17 protein-coding genes and 1 tRNA gene are annotated in these 21,484 nt (G+C 62.5%); all 18 read right to left on the reverse strand.

Annotated elements, in window-relative coordinates; translation table 11 throughout:
• Window positions 1-64 precede the first annotated feature (64 nt).
• A complete protein-coding gene (gene pnp, locus AC0L58_RS08310) occupies window positions 65-2,170 on the reverse strand; it encodes a polyribonucleotide nucleotidyltransferase (RefSeq protein WP_473688453.1) in 2,106 nt (701 codons plus the stop codon).
• Between the two features lie 83 nt (window positions 2,171-2,253).
• Complete coding sequence (gene rpsO / locus AC0L58_RS08315; protein WP_473688454.1) at window positions 2,254-2,523, reverse strand: 30S ribosomal protein S15; 270 nt, start codon at window positions 2,521-2,523, stop codon at window positions 2,254-2,256.
• A gap of 166 nt (window positions 2,524-2,689) precedes the next feature.
• Window positions 2,690-3,616, reverse strand: coding sequence for a tRNA pseudouridine(55) synthase TruB (gene truB, locus AC0L58_RS08320; protein WP_473688455.1), 927 nt, complete (start codon window positions 3,614-3,616; stop codon window positions 2,690-2,692).
• 25 nt (window positions 3,617-3,641) lie between these two features.
• Complete coding sequence (gene rbfA / locus AC0L58_RS08325; RefSeq protein ID WP_473688456.1) at window positions 3,642-4,025, reverse strand: 30S ribosome-binding factor RbfA; 384 nt, start codon at window positions 4,023-4,025, stop codon at window positions 3,642-3,644.
• A gap of 104 nt (window positions 4,026-4,129) precedes the next feature.
• Window positions 4,130-6,904 carry a translation initiation factor IF-2 gene (infB, locus tag AC0L58_RS08330; protein ID WP_473688457.1) on the reverse strand — a complete coding sequence of 925 codons (2,775 nt, stop codon included), beginning with the start codon at window positions 6,902-6,904 and terminating at the stop codon, window positions 4,130-4,132.
• A 132-nt stretch (window positions 6,905-7,036) separates the two neighbouring features.
• Window positions 7,037-8,542, reverse strand: a complete 1,506-nt coding sequence (gene nusA / locus AC0L58_RS08335) for a transcription termination factor NusA (RefSeq protein WP_473688458.1) — start codon at window positions 8,540-8,542, stop codon at window positions 7,037-7,039.
• Between the two features lie 184 nt (window positions 8,543-8,726).
• Window positions 8,727-9,278, reverse strand: a complete 552-nt coding sequence (locus tag AC0L58_RS08340; RefSeq protein ID WP_473688459.1) for a ribosome maturation factor RimP — start codon at window positions 9,276-9,278, stop codon at window positions 8,727-8,729.
• A gap of 183 nt (window positions 9,279-9,461) precedes the next feature.
• Window positions 9,462-9,538, reverse strand: a tRNA-Met gene (locus AC0L58_RS08345).
• A gap of 107 nt (window positions 9,539-9,645) precedes the next feature.
• Window positions 9,646-11,100, reverse strand: a complete 1,455-nt coding sequence (gene nuoN, locus AC0L58_RS08350; protein ID WP_473688460.1) for an NADH-quinone oxidoreductase subunit NuoN — start codon at window positions 11,098-11,100, stop codon at window positions 9,646-9,648.
• Between the two features lie 12 nt (window positions 11,101-11,112).
• A complete protein-coding gene (locus tag AC0L58_RS08355; RefSeq protein ID WP_473688461.1) occupies window positions 11,113-12,618 on the reverse strand; it encodes a complex I subunit 4 family protein in 1,506 nt (501 codons plus the stop codon).
• Between the two features lie 14 nt (window positions 12,619-12,632).
• Window positions 12,633-14,720: an NADH-quinone oxidoreductase subunit L gene (gene nuoL / locus AC0L58_RS08360; protein WP_473688462.1), complete on the reverse strand. Its 2,088-nt coding sequence runs from the start codon at window positions 14,718-14,720 to the stop codon at window positions 12,633-12,635.
• A 4-nt stretch (window positions 14,721-14,724) separates the two neighbouring features.
• Window positions 14,725-15,030, reverse strand: a complete 306-nt coding sequence (gene nuoK, locus AC0L58_RS08365) for an NADH-quinone oxidoreductase subunit NuoK (protein ID WP_473688463.1) — start codon at window positions 15,028-15,030, stop codon at window positions 14,725-14,727.
• Window positions 15,027-15,686: an NADH-quinone oxidoreductase subunit J gene (locus AC0L58_RS08370; protein ID WP_473688464.1), complete on the reverse strand. Its 660-nt coding sequence runs from the start codon at window positions 15,684-15,686 to the stop codon at window positions 15,027-15,029. Before AC0L58_RS08370 ends, nuoK begins: the two co-directional genes overlap by 4 nt.
• A 9-nt stretch (window positions 15,687-15,695) precedes the next feature.
• On the reverse strand, window positions 15,696-16,187 hold the full coding sequence (gene nuoI, locus AC0L58_RS08375; protein WP_473688465.1) for an NADH-quinone oxidoreductase subunit NuoI: 492 nt from the start codon (window positions 16,185-16,187) through the stop codon (window positions 15,696-15,698).
• 3 nt (window positions 16,188-16,190) lie between these two features.
• Window positions 16,191-17,243 carry an NADH-quinone oxidoreductase subunit NuoH gene (nuoH, locus tag AC0L58_RS08380; RefSeq protein WP_473688466.1) on the reverse strand — a complete coding sequence of 351 codons (1,053 nt, stop codon included), beginning with the start codon at window positions 17,241-17,243 and terminating at the stop codon, window positions 16,191-16,193.
• A 5-nt stretch (window positions 17,244-17,248) separates the two neighbouring features.
• Window positions 17,249-19,573, reverse strand: a complete 2,325-nt coding sequence (nuoG, locus tag AC0L58_RS08385) for an NADH-quinone oxidoreductase subunit NuoG (protein WP_473688467.1) — start codon at window positions 19,571-19,573, stop codon at window positions 17,249-17,251.
• Entirely contained in the window at window positions 19,570-20,880 is a 1,311-nt protein-coding gene (gene nuoF / locus AC0L58_RS08390) for an NADH-quinone oxidoreductase subunit NuoF (RefSeq protein WP_473688468.1), read from the reverse strand. Before nuoF ends, nuoG begins: the two co-directional genes overlap by 4 nt.
• The gene (gene nuoE / locus AC0L58_RS08395; RefSeq protein ID WP_473688469.1) at window positions 20,880-21,449 is read right to left on the reverse strand and encodes an NADH-quinone oxidoreductase subunit NuoE; all 570 of its coding nucleotides are present in this window, start codon (window positions 21,447-21,449) and stop codon (window positions 20,880-20,882) included. Before nuoE ends, nuoF begins: the two co-directional genes overlap by 1 nt.
• Window positions 21,450-21,484: the final 35 nt, after the last annotated feature.

Genomic DNA, 21,484 nt, shown 5'->3' on the forward strand with positions numbered 1-21,484 from the left:
TCCGGAACGAAGAAGGCCCGACGCGAGCCGGGCCTTCTTTTCGATGTTGCTGCCTAGACGAATCTCAGCTGTTGGCGCGCTCTTCTTCGGTCACGGCCTTCATCGACAGGCGGATGCGGCCCTGCTTGTCCACTTCCAGCACCTTGACCTTGACGATGTCGCCTTCCTTGAGCTTGTCGGAAACCTTCTCCACGCGCTCATCGGAGATCTGCGACACGTGCACCAGACCATCCTTGCCCGGCATGATCGTCACGAATGCACCGAAGTCCATCAGCTTGGCGACCTTGCCCTCGTAGATGCGGCCCGGCTCGACGTCGGAAACGATCTGCTCGATGCGCTTCTTCGCCGCCTCGCCTGCCTCGCGATTGACCGAGCCGACGATGATGGTGCCGTCGTCGCTGATGTCGATCGTGGTACCGGTCTCCTCGGTGATCGAGCGAATCGTGGCGCCGCCCTTGCCGATCACTTCGCGGATCTTGTCCGGATGGATCTTGATGGTGATCAGACGCGGGGCAAACTCGCTCATCTCGGAGCGCGCTTCGGCAAGCGCCTTGCCCATCTCGCCGAGGATGTGCAGACGCCCCTGCTTGGCCTGGGCCAACGCCACCTTCATGATTTCCTCGGTGATGCCGTCGATCTTGATGTCCATCTGCAGCGCGGAAATGCCCTCGGAGCTGCCGGCCACCTTGAAATCCATGTCGCCGAGGTGATCCTCGTCACCCAGGATGTCGGACAACACGACGAAGTCATTGCCTTCCTTGACCAGGCCCATGGCGATACCGGCCACCGGCGCCTTCAGCGGCACACCGGCATCCATCATCGCCAGCGACGAACCGCACACCGACGCCATCGACGAGGAGCCGTTGGATTCGGTGATTTCCGAAACCACGCGCACCACGTACGGGAACTCCTCGATGCTCGGCTTGACCGCCTGCACGCCGCGTTTGGCGAGGCGACCGTGGCCGATCTCGCGGCGCTTCGGCGCACCGAAACGACCGGCTTCACCCACCGAGAACGGCGGGAAGTTGTAATGGAACAGGAACGGGTCCTTCGACTCGCCACCGGGCGCATCGATGATCTGCGCATCACGCGTGGTGCCCAGCGTGATCACTACCAGCGCCTGGGTCTCGCCGCGGGTGAACAAGGCGGAACCGTGGGTCCGCGGCAGCACGCCGACGCGAGCCGTGATGGCCCGCACGTCGTCGAGCTGGCGCCCGTCGATGCGCACCTTGGTCTTCAACACGCTGTCGCGCATGGTGTGGTATTCGATTTCCTCGAATTCCTTGGCCATCGCGGCAGTCGACCAGCCCTTCTCTTCGGCCTGCGCCTTGAGGCTGGCCAGCACGTCGGCCTTGATCGCGGAGATCGCGTCGCGACGCTCCAGCTTGTCGCGCACCGAGAACGCCGCCGCCAACTGGTCACCGACCGCGCCCTTGACGGCAGCAACCAGCGACTCGTCGCGCGCAGGCGCCTGCCAATCCCAGGATGGCTTGCCGGCCTCGGCTGCCAGCTCGGCGATCGCACGAATCGCGACCTGCATCTGCTTGTGACCGAACATCACCGCGCCAAGCATCACGTCCTCGGACAGCAGCTTGGCTTCGGATTCCACCATCAGCACGGCACCGGCGGTGCCGGCTACGACCAGATCCAGATCGGAAGTCTTCAGCTCGGTGGCAGTCGGGTTCAGCAGGTACTGGCCATTGGCGTAGCCCACGCGGGCGGCGCCGATCGGACCCTTGAACGGGATGCCCGCCAGGCTCAGCGCGGCGGAAGCGCCGAGCAGCGCCACGATGTCGCCATCGACTTCCGGGTTCAGCGAGACAACCTGGGCAATCACCTGCACTTCGTTCTTGAAGTCATCCGGGAACAGCGGGCGAACAGGGCGATCGATCAGGCGCGAGGTCAGCGTCTCCTTTTCGGTCGGACGTCCTTCACGCTTGAAGAAGCCACCGGGAATGCGACCCGCCGAATAGAATTTCTCGACATAGTCGACCGTGAGCGGGAAGAAATCCTGGCCTTCCTTCTGCTTGGTCGCAGCCACGGCGGTGACCAGCACCACGGTGCCGCCCATGCTGGCCAACACCGCACCGGACGCCTGGCGGGCAATTTCGCCCGTCTCCAGTGTGACTTCGTGATTACCGTACTGGAATGACTTGGTTACTTTTGCCACGTGTTTAATTCCTGATCTGATTGAGAAGTGCGCCCGGAGACGGGCGCTTCTTGATCCTGGCGTTCATGCATGAACGCACGAAGTTACCGGCGCAGGCCGAGGCGTTCGATCAGGGTCTGGTAACGCGCAAGATCGCGATCCTTCAGATAACTGAGCAGGCGCTTGCGCTGGTTGACCAGCTTCAGCAGGCCACGACGGGAATGGTGATCCTGCTTGTGATCCTTGAAGTGGCCGGTGAGATGCTCGATGCGGGCGGACAGCAGCGCCACCTGGACTTCGGTCGAACCGGTGTCGTTCGGCACGCGGCCGAAATCAGCAATGATCTTGCTGGTCTGTTCTGCGGTAAGGGACATGGTTATGCGTTTCCTTGAAAGGCGATGCGAAGCTTGCGCTTGCGCCATCGCGATGACGCAAGCGCAAGCTTCGCCTAGTTGAGTGAAAGCGTTGAAATAACTTGTCTATTCTACTGATGGGAGTGGTGTTACAACAAGTGCGCAGGGGCTTTTCGGGGCAAATCAGTCAGTCCGGCGGCAAGTTGAAGCCACGCAGGACGCGACCACGGCCCTCGTTGTCCACTTCAAGCAGGGCCAGCAGCGCGCCGTCGCTGGCAAAAGCCGCGCATCGCCCCGCCGGAGCCGGCGCAGCGAGCTGGATCGGCTGGCCGCGTGAAATGGCCATGCTTTGCGCCTCGTCCAGCTTCAGGCTGGGCAAGTCGCACAATCCTGCCGCCACCGGCAGGAGATGTGCCAGCAAGGCCTCGTCGCCCTGCGCGGCGGCCTGTTCGAGTTCGGCCAGGGTCACCATCTGCGGCACGCGGAACGGATCCACCCAGGTGCGCCGCAAGGCACTCAGATGGGCGCCGCAACCCAGATCCTCGCCGATGTCGACCGCCAGCGAGCGCACGTAAGTACCGGAACCGCACTCCACCAGCAGCTGCAGGGTGTCGCCGTCGCGCGCCAGCAGTTCGAGTCGATGGACTTCCACCCGGCGTGGGGCTCGCTCGACCGATTCACCCCGGCGCGCCTTCACATAGAGCCTTTCGCCATCGAGCTTCAACGCGGAATACATCGGTGGCACCTGCAGGATGGACCCACGCAGCTTGGCCAGTACGGCCTCGATGGTGGCGGTATCCAACGGTGGCACCGGACGCCGCTCGACCACCTCACCCTCGCTGTCGGCGCTGTCGGTGGTGATACCGAGCCGACATTCGGCAAGATAGGCTTTGCGCGCACCCAGCAGGCTTCCAGCCAGTTTGGTCGCTTCGCCGAAACACAGCGGCAACAGGCCCGTCGCCAGCGGATCGAGTGCCCCGGTATGACCACCCTTGGAAGCACGCAACAAACGGCGCACAGCCTGCAGGGCCTGATTCGAACTCAGGCCTCGTGGTTTGTCGAGTAGCACGATGCCGTGCAGGTCGCGGTGCTGGAAACGCGGTCGTCGATTCATCAATTCGGCAACGGACTCGTGAGGCTCAGTCCTGTTCGCTCTCGTCGTCAGGCTTCAGGTCGCGCGCCTGTTCACGCAGCAGGGCCTCGATCCGTTCGCCCTTGTCGACCGAGTCGTCGTACTTGAATTTCAGCTCCGGCACCCGACGCATGCGCATGCCGCTGTGCGCCAGCGCGTGGCGGATCTCGTGGCTCATGGCATTCAACGCCTTGACCGCCGGCAAACCCTGCTCTGGCAGCAGTGTGGTCACCCATACCGTCGCCCAGTCCAGATCGCGAGTGATCTCGACGTCGGACACGCTGGTCGACGGCAAGCCGTGATCACGCACCGCAGCGTGCACCAACTGGCCGAGCTCACGACGCAATTCTGCGCCGATGCGGTCGGTACGCTTGAAGTCTCGGGAAGGCATGTGAAAAACCAGAAGTGAGTCAACAGGAGTGAGAAGTGAGAGAAGAGCGCGGGGGAGCGAGCTCCTACTCTCGCTTCTCACCCCTCTCCTCTCACTGCTCGCCTTTACAGCGTCCGTGCCACTTCAGTGCGCTCGAAGCATTCGATCTGGTCGCCCGGCTTGACGTCGTTGTACTGCTTCACCGCAATACCGCACTCCATGCCGCTGCGTACCTCGTCGACAAGATCCTTGAAGCGGCGCAGGGATTCCAGTTCGCCTTCGAACACCACAACGTTGTCGCGCAACACGCGGATCGGCTTGCTGCGCTTCACATGGCCTTCGGTGACCATGCTGCCCGCAACGGCGCCGAACTTGGAACTGCGGAACACTTCGCGCACTTCGGCGATGCCGATGATGTCCTCACGCACTTCCATGCCGAGCAGGCCCGTTGCCGCCTGGGTCACCTGGTCGATGACGTCGTAGATGATCGAGAAGTAGCGTACGTCCAGACCGTTGGTCTCGATCACCTTGCGAGCCGATGCATCGGCGCGCACGTTGAAGCCGATGATCAGGGCCTTGGAGGCAGCAGCCAGGGTGGCGTCGGATTCGGTGATGCCGCCCACGCCGGAGGCCACCACGTTGACCCGGACCCGTTCGTTGCCGATCTGGGTCAGCGATTCGCGCAAGGCCTCGACCGAGCCCTGCACATCGCCCTTGACCAGGATGTTGAGCGTCTGCTGCTCCTCGCCCTGGCCCATCTTGGCGATGATGTCCTCAAGGCGATTGGCCTTGCTGACCATGCGCGTTTCACGGCGCTTGAGCTCACGCTCCTGCGCCACCTCGCGTGCCAACCGCTCGTCTTCCACGCAGACGAAGTCGTCGCCGGTTTCCGGGACGCCGGACAGGCCGAGCACCTGCACCGGGATCGAAGGACCGGCTTCGGCGACTTGCTTGCCGCTCTGGTCGATCAACGCACGCATGCGGCCATATTCGACGCCGCAGACCACAAAGTCGCCCTTCTTCAGCGTGCCCTGCTGCACCAGCACGGTCGCCACCGGACCGCGACCGCGATCCAGGCTCGACTCGATCACCACGCCGGAGGCGCGGCCGTCGGCCACCGCCTTCAGCTCCATCACTTCGGCCTGCAGCGAAATCGCATCGAGCAGATCCTCGATACCCATGCCTGTCTTGGCCGATACCGGCACGAACTGCACGTCGCCGCCCCAATCTTCCGGCACCACTTCCTGCGCGACGAGGCCCTGCTTGACGTTGTCGGGATTGGCGCCTTCCTTGTCCATCTTGTTGACCGCCACGATCAACGGCACGTTGGCTGCGCGCGCGTGCTTGACCGCCTCGATCGTCTGCGGCTTCACGCCATCGTCGGCAGCCACCACCAGGATCACGATGTCCGTGGAGTGCGCGCCACGGGCACGCATCGAGGTGAACGCGGCATGGCCAGGCGTATCCAGGAAGGTGATCACGCCCCTCGACGTTTTCACGTGATACGCGCCAATATGCTGCGTGATGCCGCCGGCTTCACCGGAAGCCACCTTGGTGCGGCGAATGTAATCCAGCAGCGATGTCTTGCCGTGGTCGACATGTCCCATGATGGTTACGACCGGCGGACGAACGACCTTCTCGCCATCCAGTTCAACACTCTGGGTGTGCGCGGCCAGCGTTTCCTCGGCATTGTTCTGGCTATCGGCAACCGGCGTGTGCCCCAGTTCCTCGACGACCAGCACCGCCGTGTCGTGATCGATGGTCTGGTTGATGGTCGCCATCACGCCCATCTTGAACAGCGCCTTGACCACCTCCGAGCCCTTGACCGCCATCTTCTGCGCAAGGTCGGTGACGGCATTGGTATCGCTGACCACAACCTCACGCACCACCGGCGCGGTGGGTCGCGAGAACCCATGTGGACCGCTTGGGGCACTACCACCTCCGCGCGAGACCATGTCGCGACCGCGACCACCCTTGCCGCGCTTGCTGCTTGACGAACGGCGCGCGCGGTCGGCTTCGCTCAGATGCATCTGGCCACCGGCGAAACGCTTGTTGCCTTCGCGTTCCTGCTTGCTGCCGATTTCATCGGCGCGATCACGAGAATGCTTCGCCTTGCCCCGGGTCGACTCACCGGCAGTAGTCGCTGGTGCTGGTGCCGGGGTCGGCGCGGGCGCGGCGGCAGGCTTGACCACCTTCTCGCGTTTGCGCGGTTCATGGATGCGCGGCAGGATCATGCCCAGTTCGCGCTGATCAATGCGCTGGACGCCGTTGGACTCATCGCCCGCCGCATCGGCTGCAGTCGCTTCCGGACTTGGCGCAGCCTCCTCCGGTGCCACAGCCGCCTCAGCCTTGGTGTCCGCTTCGGATGCGGCTTCCGCGTCGGCCTGCTTCTGCTCATGCTCGCGCTGCTGTTCGTCGAGCACGCGCTGCTGCGCTTCCTGTTCCCGGCGCTGCTCGGATTCCTGGCGCTCGCGCTCTTCCAGTTCACGCTGCTGCCTGGACTCCTCCAGCTTGCGCATTGCCTCTTCGCGCTCGGGCTCGGCGCTGGCCTCTTCCGCGATCACGCTGCGCTTCACGTAGGTGCGCTTGGCCCGAACCTCGACGTTCACCGTCTTGGCCGGGCCCGACGCACCGCGACCACCCGATCCGGCCACTTTCAGTTCACCGACGGTGCGACGCCTGAGGGTGATCTGGCGCGGCGCCGCATCGCCCGTTTCGGTGGCAGCCTCGCTTTTGCCGTGCGTACGGCGCAGGAATCCCAGCAGCTTCACCTTCTCGGTACTGCTGATGACCTGCTCCTGATCGGAGAATTTCATGCCCGCCTCGTCAAGCTGGGTCAGCAGCTTGTCAACCGGCATGCCCAATACCTGGGCGAGTTGTTTGATCGTCACGTCCGACATTCTGTTCTCTACTCCGCCGTTCCCGCGCTTGTCATTCCGTGCGGCATGATGGCCGCCACTGCATCCATCCATGGTGAAGAGCCATTTCAGGCCCTCCCGGCGCACCCGTCCGGGGTGCAGCCGTGTACGCGGCTAGCCGCCCTGCTCCAGACGCGCGATCATCGGCGCACGTGCAGCCATGATGAGCGCTGCGGCCCGCTCTTCGTCCATACCTTCGATATCAATCAGATCATCCACCGCCAGGTCGGCGAGGTCATCCACGGTACTCACCTCGCGTGCGGCCAGTGCATAAGCGGTGGCTTCATCCATGCCTTCCAGGGCCAGCAACTCTTCGGACGGCTGGTGTTCGTCGACACCCTCTTCGACCGCAAGCGCTGCGGTCAGCAAGGCATCGCGAGCGCGAGCACGCAGCTCCTCGACGATGTCCTCGTCGAAACCCTCGACCGCAAGCAGCTCGGCGCTGGGTACATAGGCGATTTCCTCGATGCTGGAGAAACCTTCCTGCACCAGGATCACCGCGATTTCCTGATCGACTTCGAGCTTCTCCATGAACAGCACGCGAGCCGCTTCCTGCTCCGCTTCGCTTTTGGCGGTCACCTGATCCTGCGTCATCACATTGAGCTGCCAACCGGTCAGCTTGCTCGCCAGACGCACGTTCTGGCCACCACGACCGATCGCCTGGGACAGCTTGTCCTCGGCCACCGCGATGTCCATCGAATGCTTCTCTTCGTCCATGATGATCGACTGCACCTCGGCCGGGGCCATCGCGTTGATCACGAACTGCGCCGGGTTCTCGTGCCACAGGATGATGTCGACGCGCTCGCCATTGAGGTCGTTCGACACGGCCTGCACGCGCGAACCGCGCATGCCGATGCAGGCACCGATCGGATCGGTGCGGCTGTCATGCGCCAGCACGGCAATCTTGGCGCGATCGCCCGGATCACGCGCGCATCCCTTGATCTCGACCAATCCCTGGCCGACTTCGGGCACTTCCAGCTTGAACAACTCGATCATGAACTCCGGTGCTGCTCGCGAGACGAACAACTGCGGACCACGCACTTCGGACTTCACTTCGTAGAGATAGCCTCGCACGCGATCGCCCACACGGGCCGACTCGCGCGGGATGGTCTTGTCGCGCGGGATGAAGGCCTCGGCGTTGCTGCCCAGATCGAGGTAGATGTTGCCGCGCTCGACGCGTTTGACGATGCCGGTGACCAGTTCGCCAACGCGGTCGGCGAATGCATCCACCACCTGCTGGCGCTCTGCTTCACGCACGCGCTGCACGATCACCTGCTTGGCCGCCTGGGCAGCGATGCGCCCGAACTCGGCGTTCTCGACCTGCTCCTCGATGTACTCGCCGACCTGGGCATCCGCGCGTTCGTCCAGCGCGTCCATCAGGCGCAGCTGGTATGACGGCGATTCCATCTCGCCGTCATCGGCAATGATTTCCCAGCGCCTATAGGTTTCGTATTCGCCGGTGTCGTGATTGATGGACACGCGAATATCCGGCTCTTCGTCCGGATAGCGCTTCTTCGCGGCTGACGCCAGCGCAGCTTCCATCGCCTCGAAGATCACTTCCTCCGGCACGCCCTTCTCATTGGCGACCGCGTCGACGACCAGCAAAAGCTCTTTGCTCATTGCAGCAACTCCATAGGCGCCAGGCGGCGTCCAAAACATTGACTGTGTGCGTTAGTTTTCTGCGTCCGTCCCTGAACACGTGGATCAAAAAACCGCCATCCCTGGTGGGGTCTTCATGTCACTTGCGTCCGTCCTGAACGCGTGAGTCGAACGTCAGCCATCCAAGGCCGATTCTTCAAATTTGTCAGCCACGCTTCCGGCTGGGGTGCTTGCTGCCGGGCTTTGGTTGCGGCGCGTAACCCAGCGCCACCCAATCCGGCACCACGCGGGCGCTTTCCACCATGGCGTGCGCGAACTCGAAGGTCTTGCCCTCGCCTTCCAGCGCGATTTGTCCGTCCCGTACCGAGACCAGCTTTCCACGCAGCCGACGACGCCCATCCAGCGGCATTTTCAGCAGCACCTTCACCTCCTGCCCGACGGATCTCTCGAACTGCTCCGCGGTGAACAGTGGGCGATCGATACCCGGCGAGGACACTTCAAGCACGTAATGACCCGGAATCGGATCCTCCACGTCGAGCCACGCAGACAACTCGCGGCTCGCCTTCTCGCAATCCTCGATGCCCACTTCGCGACGATCCTCCTCGACACCGGAATCCTGCGCTTCCCTGCCCAGCAGCTCCACGTAAACGCGCAGCGTACTCTGCCCCTGCGACGGGGTGAACTCCACGCCAAGACATTCCAGCCTCAGATCGGCCAGTATCTCGCTGAATCGTTGTGCCAGTGCCTGTGTATCCATCAACTCACCTGAACCGGATCGCGGAAACAAAAAATGGGCTCCGACGGCCCATTTCCCTATCTCGCCGATGTGCCTCCTCGTGCAGCCTTCCGCGTGCCACCACCGCCATGCAGTGCGGCACCGCGCATCCTTGCGGCCAACAAAAAAGCCTCACGAGGAGGCTTTCTTGCATCAAGAAAGATCTGGTAGCGGGGGCAGGATTCGAACCTGCGACCTTCGGGTTATGAGCCCGACGAGCTGCCAGACTGCTCCACCCCGCATCAGAGTCCGGGAAGTTTAACGGGATGGCTGGTTTCTTGCAAGCACTGGCGCGCCTTGAACCCCTGCCCCTGAACGCATGCAGCCAAAGCGACTGCCGTGGCTCGCGTCAGACGCCGAATGCACGCTGGCACCATCCCAGCAGCGGCCCCCAGTAAAGGCCAACCGCCAACAATGCCAGGGCATTGATCGACAGCACCACCCGCAGCGACAGGTCCGCCTTCACTTCGACCACGGCGCCTTCCTCGGCGTCATCGAAGTACATCACCTTGATCACGTAAAGGTAGTAATACAGTCCGATGAAGGCGCCCACGATGCCGACGATGGCCAGCCACAACATGTTGGCGTGAATGGCCGACTCGAGCACCAGCACCTTCGCCCAGAAGCCGAACAGCGGCGGCACGCCGGCCAGCGAAAACATCGCCAGCAACATCAGGAAGGCCATCCAGGGGGCCTTCTGGTTCAGGCCCTTGAAGTCGGAGATTTCCTCGCATTCGAAACCGGCACGGGTCAAGGCCAGCATCACGCCGAAAGCAGCCAGGCCCATCAGGGCGTAGCAGATCACGTAGAACAGCGCGGCCGCATAGCCTTCGGGCGTGGCGGCCGAGAGTCCGAGCAACACGTAGCCCATGTGCGAGATGGTCGAATACGCCATCATCCGCTTGAAGTTGGTCTGCACGATGGCGACCAGGTTGCCAAGCACCAGCGAAGCTGCGGCCAGCGCTGCCAGCATCGGCTGCCAATACTTGGTGAGGTCGCCCATGCCGGTCTCGAGCAGGCGCCAGGCCAGCCCGAATGCCGCCAGCTTCGACACCGCGGCGATGAAGGTGGTGACTGGCGTCGGCGCACCGTGATACACGTCGGGCAACCACATGTGGAACGGCGCAACACCCAGCTCGAAGCCGATGCCGACCAGCATGAATATCAGGCCGAGCAGCAACAGATTCGGGGCCGTCGTATAGGACATCACGCTGTGCAACTGCGCGAGGTCAAGCGTGGGCGTGCCCCCCATGCCCGAGGCACCGTAGATCATCGACATGCCGTACAGCAGCATGCCCGCGGCCAGGGCGCTCAACACGAAATACTTGATCGCCGCCTCCGGCGGCAACCTGGCGTCGCGGTTCAGCGCGACCAGTGCATAGGAAGACAGCGACAACAAGGCCAGGCCCAGATAAATCGTGACCAGGTTGCCGGCAGATACCATCACCATGACCCCCAGCGCGGCAAAGATCATCAGCGCGTAAAACTCGCCGCCGAAGAGCTTGCGATCGATCAGATAGGGCCGCGCATACACGAATACGGTCGCCGTGATACCGAGCGCGAAGACCTTGAGGATCTCCGCCACGTGGTCACGGACGAACATGCCGTTGAAGGCCGTCACGGTCTGCTCGGGCTGGCCGACGATGACGAGGTAGATCGCCACCAGCAATACCACGATCGAGATCCAGTGCAGCTGTGGGCGCTGCTCCGGCTTCATGAAAGCGTCCAGCAGCAGGATCAGGCACACCGCCGCCACCAGGTAGAGCTCCGGCAGCAGGGTCAGGATGTCATTGAGAGTCGGCATGGTCGCTTCTGCTTAAATCTTGTGGACGGCGAGTTGCTGCACCAGGTGTGCCACCGAGCTGTCCATCAGGTGGATCAGTGGTTGCGGCCATACGCCGATGGCCAGTACTGCAGCGGCGAATCCGATCAGCACCCAGGTCTCGCGCGCGGCAAGCGGGGTCATCTTCTTCACATGCTCGGTGGTGACCGGGCCCCACAGCACGCGCTTGACCAGCCACAAGGTGTAGCCGGCGCCAATGATCAAGGTGAACGCACAGAAAATGGCGATCCACGGGCTCGCGCTGAAACTGGCCAGGATGACCATGAACTCACCGACAAAGCCGCTGGTGCCAGGCAGACCGGAGTTCGCCATCGCGAACAGCACGTAGAAGAACCCGAACCACGGCATCATGTTGATGACGCCGCCGTAGTCCTTGATCTGGCGCGTATGGGTACGGTCGTACATCACGCCGATGCAGGTGAACATCGCGCCGGACACGAAGCCGTGCGAAATCATCTGCACCATGGCGCCTTGCATGCCGAGACTTGCCATCTCGATATTGCCCGTATCACGCACCAGCATGAAGGCCATGAAGATGCCCAGCGTGACGAAGCCCATGTGAGCCACCGACGAATACGCCACCAGCTTCTTCATGTCCTCCTGCACCAGCGCGACGTAGCCGATGTAAACGATGGCGACCAGGCTGAGGACGATGATGATCCACGCGAAATGCGCGCCGGCGTCCGGCGTGATCGGCAGGATGAAACGCAGCATCCCGTAGGTGCCGATCTTCAGCATCACCGCCGCCAGCCATACCGAACCGCCGGTGGGCGCCTCCACGTGGGCATCGGGCAACCAGGTGTGCACCGGCACCATCGGCACCTTGATCGCAAATGCAATCAGGAAGCCGAAGAACAGCCAGGTCTGCTCCTTCATCGTCAGCGGCAGCGCGGCCAGCGTGGCGAGGTCGAAGGTGTGCGCCTTCTGGTAGAGATACAGCAGCGCGATCAGCATGAAGACCGAGCCGGTGAAGGTGTAGATGAACAGCTTCAGCGTCGCATACACGCGCCGCGGGCCGCCCCACATGCCGATCAGGATGTACATCGGGATCAGCACGGCCTCGAAGAAGGCGTAGAACACCAGCGCGTCGGTGGCGCAGAACACGCCGATCAACAGGCCTTCCAGCAGCAGCATGCAGGCCATGTATTGATGCGGGCGGTTCTGGATCACCTTCCACGCACCACCAATGACCAGGATGCCGACAAAGGTGGTCATCAGGATCAGCGCGACGGCAATGCCGTCCACGGCAAGGGTGAAATGCACACCCCATGTGGCGATCCACACGTGCGTTTCGGCCAGCTGCAGGACCGGCCCGTTCGGGTCATATCGCAGCAACCAAAGGCTGACGACAAACGTCACGATGGTGATCAACAGCGCGAGCCAACGGGCCAGCATCGGACGGGTCGAGCCAGCCAGCAATACCGGCACGGCGCCGATGATGGGCAGCCAGATCAGCAGGCTTAGAAGATGATTGAACATGGAGCCTGCTTCCCCTAATTCCCGAACAGTCGATAGCCACCAAACAGCACGATCACGCCAATGATCATCGCGAATGCGTAGTGGTAGAGATAACCGGTCTGCAGCCGCCGCAACAGCGCCGCGCCACGATGGACCATGCGTACCGACCCGTTCACCGCCACGCCGTCAATGGCACCGGCGTCGCTGAACTTCCAGAACAGGCGCCCCATCTTGACGCCACCACGGGCAAACAGCGCGTACTGCACTTCGTCCGCCCAGTACTTGCGGTCGAGCACGGTCCACAGTGGCTTGAGCGCACTCTTGATGCGACCGGCCATCGCGGGGTTGAACACGTAGACGTAGGTACAGATGACGAATGCCACCACGACCAGCAGGAACGGCAGCTGCGTGAAGCCGTGCAGTGCCATCGCCGCCGCTCCATGGAACTCCTGCCCCAGTTCGGCAAGCACATCGTTGGCGGCGTCGACGTGGATTGCACTGCCGAACCACCGGCCGAAAAGCATCGGGGCGACAGTGACGTACCCGATCAGCAAGGACGGGATTGCCAACAGGATCAGCGGCACCGTGACCACCCACGGCGATTCCTTCGGCGCATGATGCAAAACGCCGGGCTGGCCGCCGCTGTGGTGTTCGTCCTCGTGCGAGTCGGCCGAGACGTGCACGTCATAGACGACGTCACTGGAGGCGACCTCGTGCTCGTTGTCGTGGCTGGCTGCCACCGAGAACCGCTCCTTGCCGTGGAACGTCAGGTACATCTGGCGGAACGTGTACAGACCGGTAACCAGGGCACCTGCCATCACGCAGAAGTACGCGTAGTGGGCGCCCCAGCGATGCGACAGGCCCACGGCCTCGATGATGGCGTCCTTCGAATAGAAGCCCGAGGTGAAGGGCACCGCCACCAGCGCCAGCGAGCCGATCCACATGGTGATCCACGTGATGGGCATGTACTTGCGCAGGCCGCCCATGTAACGCATGTCCTGCTCATGGTGCATCGCGATGATCACCGAGCCGGCGCCCAGGAACAGCAATGCCTTGAAGAACGCATGCGTCATCAGGTGGAACACGGCACCGGAATACATCGACACGCCAAGCGCTACCGTCATGTAGCCAAGCTGCGACAGCGTCGAGTAGGCGATCACCCGCTTGATGTCGTTCTGCACGATACCGATCAGGCCGGTGAACAATGCCGTCGTGGCGCCGATCACCAGCACGAAGCTCAGCGCGGTGGACGACAGCTCGAACATCGGCGACATGCGCGCCACCATGAAGATGCCGGCCGTGACCATGGTTGCGGCATGAATCAGCGCCGAGATCGGAGTCGGACCTTCCATCGAGTCAGGCAGCCACACATGCAGCGGAACCTGTGCCGATTTGCCCATCGCCCCAATGAACAACAGGATGCATATCACCGTCGCCGCATCCCACTGCGTATTCGCCGTGATCTGCACGTGCTGGCCGATCAGGGTCGGCGCCGCACTGAATGCCGTGGCGTAATCCAGCGTGTGCAGGAAGGTCAGCACCGCGGCGATGCCGAGCAGGAAGCCGAAGTCGCCCACGCGATTGACCATGAATGCTTTCAGGTTCGCGAAAATCGCGGTCGGGCGCTTGTACCAGAAGCCGATCAGCAGGTAGGACACCAGACCCACCGCTTCCCAGCCGAAGAACAGCTGCATGAAGTTGTTGCTCATCACCAGCATGAACATCGAGAAGGTGAACAGCGAGATGTAGCTGAAGAAGCGGGTGTAACCCGGGTCGTCGCGCATGTAGCCGATGGTGTACAGGTGCACGACAAGCGACACGAAACCCACCACCACCAGCATCATGGCGGTCAGCCGGTCGACCATGAAACCGACGCTGGCGTTGACGTGCCCGATCTGGAACCAGGTGTACAGGTTCTGGTTGTAGTTCTCGGCACCGCCCAGGGTGAGCTGATACAGCACGTGGAACGACAGCACCACCGAAATCACCATGCACGCGATGGTGAAGGTATGCGCCACCACACGACCCGCACGCCCGATGAACGGGCTGACGAAGCCGGCTACCAGCGAGCCGGCCAGCGGCGCCAGTGCGATGAGCAACAGAACGCTTGTGGAAAGACCCATGGGTTCAGCCCTTCATGCTGTCGATGTCGGCGATGTTGATCGTGTCCCGCGTACGGAACAGCAGGACCAGGATCGCCAGGCCGACGGCAGCTTCCGCCGCAGCCACGGTGAGGATGAAAAACACGAACACCTGCCCGGAGACGTCGCCGAGGAAACGCGAGAACGCCACGAAGTTCATGTTCACGGCGAGCAGCATCAGCTCGATCGACATCAGCAGGACGATCACGTTCTTGCGGTTGATGAACAGCCCGGCGACGGCGATGCAGAACAGCACCGCGCCGAGCACGATGTAGTGTGCAAGCGAGATCATGACTGAGGTTCTCCTGCATTGTTTTCGTCGGCGGCAGCCGGTGGCTCGGGGCGCACGGATGCCATCTTCACGACACGCACACGATCGCGCGGATTGACCTTGACCTGCTGGCTGGCCGTCTCGTAACGCGCATCGCGGCGCTCGCGCAGGGTCAGAGCCACTGCCGCCACCAGGCCCACGGTAAGGATCAACGCAGCTACCTCGAACGGCAGCAGGAACTTGGTGTAGAGCGCCTGACCGAGCCACTCCGTGTTGGACAGACCGGCCGCCGCAGCCGGATCGACGTTCGTATTCTGGGAATGCATCACGTGCACGCCGATCAGGCCGAGGATCTCGACCAGCATCACGACGGCCACGATCACGCCGACCGGCAGAAACTTCACGAAGCCCTCGTGCATTTTCTCCAGGTCGATGTCGAGCATCATCACCACGAACAGGAACAGCACCATCACCGCGCCGACGTAGACCACCACCAGTGCCAGCGCCAGGAATTCGGCGTCGATCAACATCCACAGGCAAGCCGCGCTGAAGAAGGTGAGCACGAGGGCGAGCACGGCATGCACGGTATTTTTCAGCGTGATCACCGATAGTGCCGCGATCACGGTGACCGTGGCGAAGGCATAGAAGCAGATGAGTTGCAGTGTTTGGGGATTCATCGAAAAACCTCAGCGATAAGCCGCATCTTGCGCACGGTCGGCGGCAATCTGCTGTTCGAAGCGATCGCCGATGGCCAGCAGCTGCGACTTGGTCACCACGTTCTCGCCGCGGTGTTCGAAGTGATACTCGTGGATCGAGGTTTCGACGATCGAGTCCACCGGGCAGCTCTCTTCGCAGAAGCCGCAGTAGATGCACTTGAACAGGTCGATGTCGTAGCGGGTGGTGCGACGCTGGCCGTCACTCTCGCGCGGTGCCGAGTCGATGGTGATGGCCAACGCCGGGCACACCGCCTCGCACAGCTTGCAGGCAATGCAGCGTTCCTCGCCATTGGCGTAGCGGCGCAGCGCATGCAGGCCACGGAAGCGATTGGATTTCGGAATGTGCTCCATTGGATAGCGCATGGTGTACTTGGGCTTGAACATGTAGCGCATCGTCACCCCCATGCCCGCAAACAACTCCGCGAGCATCAGGCTTTTGAGGTAGCTGGTTATCACTTTCATGGATTACGCTCCCACACCGATGCTGACCACACCGTAGTACTTCATCAGGCCGGCGACGAAGACCCAGGCAATGGCGATCGGAATGAAGACCTTCCAGCCCAGCCGCATGATCTGGTCATAGCGGTAGCGCGGGAACGTCGCGCGGAACCACAGGAACAGAAACGACATCACGAACGCCTTGATGAACAGCCAGATGAACCCGCCGGTCCAGATCCAGTTGATCCAGCCTGGTGCGTCGGCATGGATCCAGCCGTTAAGCGGGCTGAGCCAGCCGCCGAGAAAGAAGATGGCCGACAGGAAACTGACCAGGATCATGTTGGCGTATTCGGCCAGGAAGAAGATCGCAAAGGCCGAACCGGAATACTCCACGTGGAATCCCGCGACGATCTCCGACTCACCTTCGGCCATATCGAACGGCAGCCGGTTCGTCTCGGCGACACCCGAGATGAAATAGATCACGAAAATCGGCAGCAGCGGCAACCAGAACCAGTCGAACAGCCCCTTGCCACCGGCCTGCGCATTGACGATCTCGCTGAGATTCAGGCTGCCGGCCAGCACCATCACGCAGACCAGACACAAGCCCATTGCCAGCTCGTAGGAGATCACCTGCGCGGCGGAGCGCATCGCGCCAAGCAAGGCATAACGCGAGTTGGAAGCCCAGCCGGCGATGATGATGCCGTACACGCCCAGCGAGGTCATCGCCAGCAGGTAGAGGATGCCGGCGTTCGCATTGGACAGCACCATCTTGGCGCTGAACGGAATGACCGCCCACGCCGCCAGCGCGGGGATCAGGGCCAGCAGAGGCGCAAGGAAATACAGGAAGCGATTGGCCCTGGTCGGCAGGATCACCTCCTTGATCAGCAACTTCACCACGTCGGCAAACGCCTGCAGGATGCCGAACGGGCCAATCTTGTTCGGCCCCAGACGCACGTGCATCCAGCCGATGACCTTGCGCTCCCAGTACACGAACATGGCGACCGCGATGACCAGCGGCAGCACGATGCAAAGAATGTAGATCAACGGCCACAAGACCTGGTTGATGAGTTGATCAGCCATGATGCTCAAGCCTTGCTCAAGGTAATGGACGCGCCATACGGCGGCAGCGTGGCGGTGAGGTCCTGGGCTGCTTCGATCCAGGCACTGCCATCAGGAACCGCCACATCGATCCGCAATGGCAACAACGCTTCACCCACGCGCACCTGGTCCCCGTCGGCCACCCCCTGTCGTGCCGCTTCATCAGCGTTGAGCCGGACCGCCGGCGCACGGTTGAGTGGATGCGCGTTTAACGCGGTCGCCCTGCGCAGCACGGCATCGCTGCGATAGATCGGCCAGGTGGCGATGCGGGTCAGACCCGCGGTCGTCGAGCGCTCGGCCAAACCGCTTCGCGAAACGGGCGCCCGTTCGGCGATGTCTTCGCGCAAGCCGGCGATATCATCGAACTCGAATCCGGCCAACTGCAGCGACCCACCTAGGGCGCGCAATACTTTCCAGCCTGCGCGTGCCTCGCCCGGCGCCTTGGCGCCGGCGGCCACGCCCTGGGCCAGACCATCCACATTGACCAGGGTGGCATCGATCTCGGGCAGCAAGGCGATCGGCAGGATCACATCGGCCACCTCGCGCAGCGCCTCGCTGGCATAGGCGCTGAACGCCACCACCTGATTCGCATCACGCAACGCCTTCAGCGCCGCGGCGCCGTCGGCGAAATCATGTGGCGGCTCGACACCGTACAGCAGGAAACTCTTGCGTGGCTGGCTCAGCATCGCCTGCGCATCCAGCCCGCCGTTGCCCGGCACCACGCCCAGCTGTGCCAAGCCCACCGCATTGGCCCCCAGCGGCAATTCGTCATAGCCGGCACCGGTGGCATCGGCAATGAAACGAGCAATCGCGCGCAACCATGACGCTTGCGGGTGAGTGACGGCGGCTTCGCCGAGGATCACCACGGCTTCGCCCGATTTCAAGGCTGCGATGGCGTCACTGTCGCCTTGGTCACTTTGCGCGGCGCCGATGGCCCCGGCCAGCGCCTCCGGTGCCGTGGCACCGGCGCCCACTGCCGCCTTGGCCAATGCCAGCAAGGCATCCACCAATGCCTGCGGGGCGGCGATGGCCTCACCGGCCAGCTTGTAATTGAAGTCGAACTGTACCGGATTGACGGCGTAGACCCGGGCGCCCTTCTTCACGGCCTGATGCAGGCGATGGTTGAGCAGCGGCATTTCCAGGCGCAGGTTCGAGCCGACCAGCAAAGCCGCCTTCACCTGCTCCACCCTGGTCACCGGCGTGCCGAAGGTCGTGGCCACGGCATTGTCCGCAAAATCGAGCAGACGCAGCCGGTGATCGACATGGGCACTCCCCAGGCCGCGCGCCAAGCGCATCAGCAGATCGCCCTCCTCGTTCGAAGTGGCCGGATGCACCAGGATGCCAAGCTCGTTGCCGGGCGCTTTCTTGAGCGCCTCACCGGCAAACGACAACGCGTCTTCCCAGGTGGTCGCCTGCCACTGCCCCTCGCGCTTCACCTCCGGATGAGTGAGGCGATCGTCCGCATACATGCCCTGGTGGCTGTAGCGATCGCGATCGGACAGCCAGCATTCGTTGACCGCCTCATTGTCGCGCGGCACCGTGCGCAGCACTTCACCGCGGCGCGTATGCAGCCACAGATTGGAGCCCAGCGCGTCGTGATAACCGATCGACGGCTTGGCGATCAGTTCCCAGGCACGCGCCTGGAACTGGAACGGCTTGTTGGTCAGTGCGCCCACCGGGCATACATCGATGATGTTGCCGGACAATTCGGTTTCCACCGTCTTGCCAATGTACGTGCCGATTTGCAGGTTCTCGCCACGGCTCATCCCGCCGAGCTCGTAAGTGCCGGCGATTTCGCTGGTGAAGCGCACGCAACGCGTGCAATGGATGCAGCGCGTCATCTCGGTGGCGACGAGTGGTCCGATGTTCTCGTCGGCCACGGTGCGCTTGCGCTCGGTGAAACGTGACACACCCCGGCCGAAACCCAGAGCCACGTCCTGCAGTTCGCACTCGCCACCCTGATCGCAGATCGGGCAATCCAGCGGATGGTTGATCAGCAGGAACTCCATCACGTCGCGCTGATACTGCAACGCGAGCTTGGAGCGTGTCTGCACCTTCATGCCGTCGGTGACCGGCGTGGCGCAGGCCGGCAGACCTTTGGGCACCGGGCGACCGCCCATCTCCACTTCGACCATGCACATGCGGCAGTTGGCGGCGATCGGCAGCTTGCGGTGATAGCAGAAGCGCGGAATCGTGATGCCGACCGTATCCGCTGCCTCGATGATCATCGCGTTCTTGCGGATCTGGACCGGCTTGCCGTCGATCTCGATGTTGACCATGTCGGTCGCGTTGTTGCCTGGCTGCGCACTCATGCCTTCACTTCCTCGCGAGTGTCCATCATCGAGTGGCCGTGCTGCACGAAGTACTCGAATTCGTTCCAGAAGCGTCCGAGGAAGCCCTGCACCGGCCAGGCCGCCGCTTCACCGAAGGCGCAGATGGTGTGGCCCTCGATCTGGCCGGCGATGGCCTTCAGTCGGTGCAGATCCTCTTGCGTACCCTTGCCCTCGATGATGCGTGTGAGCACGCGATACATCCAGCCGGTACCTTCGCGGCATGGCGTGCACTGACCGCACGATTCCGCCTTGTAGAAACGCGCGATGCGGTGGCAGACCCTGACCATGCAGGTCGTCTCGTCCATCACGATGACGGCGCCGGAGCCCAGGCCCGACCCCGCCTTCTGCAGGCAGTCATAGTCCATCGTGCTTTCCAGCATGACGTCAGCCGGCAGCACCTTCATCGACGAACCGCCGGGAATCACCGCCTTCAGCTTGTGGCCGTTGCGTACGCCACCGGCAAGTTCGAGCAGGTCCTTGAACGACGTGCCAAGGCGCACCTCGTAGTTGCCCGGCCGATTGACGTGACCCGACACGGAGAAAATCTTCGGGCCGCCGTTGTTGGGCTTGCCGAGATTGAGGAACCAGTCCGCGCCGTTGCGGATGATCGCCGGCACCGACGCATAGGTTTCCGTGTTGTTGATGGTGGTCGGCTTGCCATACAGGCCGAAGTTCGCCGGGAACGGCGGCTTGAAGCGCGGCATGCCCTTCTTGCCTTCCAGCGATTCCATCATCGCGGTCTCTTCGCCGCAGATGTAGGCACCGGCGCCCAGCGCGGCGTAAATGTCCACATCGATGCCCGTGCCCTGCACGTCCTTGCCCAGCAGGCCGGCGGCGTAGGCTTCGGCCAACGCTTCCTCGAAGTGTTCGAACGGCTCGTGGTGGAATTCACCGCGCAGGTAGTTGTAGGCCACGGTGGAGCCGGTGCAGTAGCAGGCAATCGCCATGCCTTCGATCACCGCATGCGGGTTGAAGCGCAGGATGTCACGATCCTTGGACGTACCGGGTTCGGACTCGTCCGAGTTGCACAGGATGTACTTCTGCATGTCGCCCTTGGGCATGAAGGACCACTTCAAGCCCGTCGGGAAACCCGCGCCGCCACGACCGCGCAGGCTGCTCTTCTTGATCTCCTCGACCAGCGATGCCGGATCGGGCTTTTCGGCAAGGATCTTCCGCCATGCCTTGTAGCCATCCACCTGTTCATAGCTGGCCATCGCCCACGGCTTGTCGAAGTGCAAGGTGGTATAGACGACCTGGTGGTCCTGCGGTGCGGCTCCAACAGCCATCAGTGCTTCTCCCCTGCATCGTGCCCGTGACCGGGCCCGTCGATGCTCAGACCATCGAGGATGGCGTCCAGCTTCTCGGTGGTGAGGTGTTCGTGGTAGTGACCGTTGATCGTGGCTACGGGCGCGTAAACGCAGGCCGCGATGCACTCTTCCTCGTTCTTCAGATAGACGCGGCCATCCGGTGTACTCTCGCCGAGCTTGATGCCGAGCTTCTTCTCACAATGGCGCACCAGCTCCTCCGCGCCGTTCAGCCAGCACGAAATGTTGGTGCAGATCGCCACGTTGTTGCGGGCCACCGGCTTGATCTCGAGCATCGAATAGAAGCTGGCGACCTCGTATGACCAGATCGCCGGCACGTCCAGATACTTCGCGACCGCGGTGATCAGCTCGTCGGTGAGGAAGCCACCGTTCTGCTCCTGCGCACCGAACAACGCCTGGATCAACGCCGAGCGCTTGCGGTCCGGCGGAAACTTGGCCACCCACTTGTCGATGTGGTGACGGGTTTGCTCGGTCAGCACGACCTTCGGATCGACGTGCCTGACCTGTTCGAAATTTCCGGTGGACTTCATGCTTTGAACTCCGGGAATCGAGAATGGAGAATGGG

The sequence above is a fragment of the Rhodanobacter sp. G2-10 genome, from assembly GCF_055809185.1.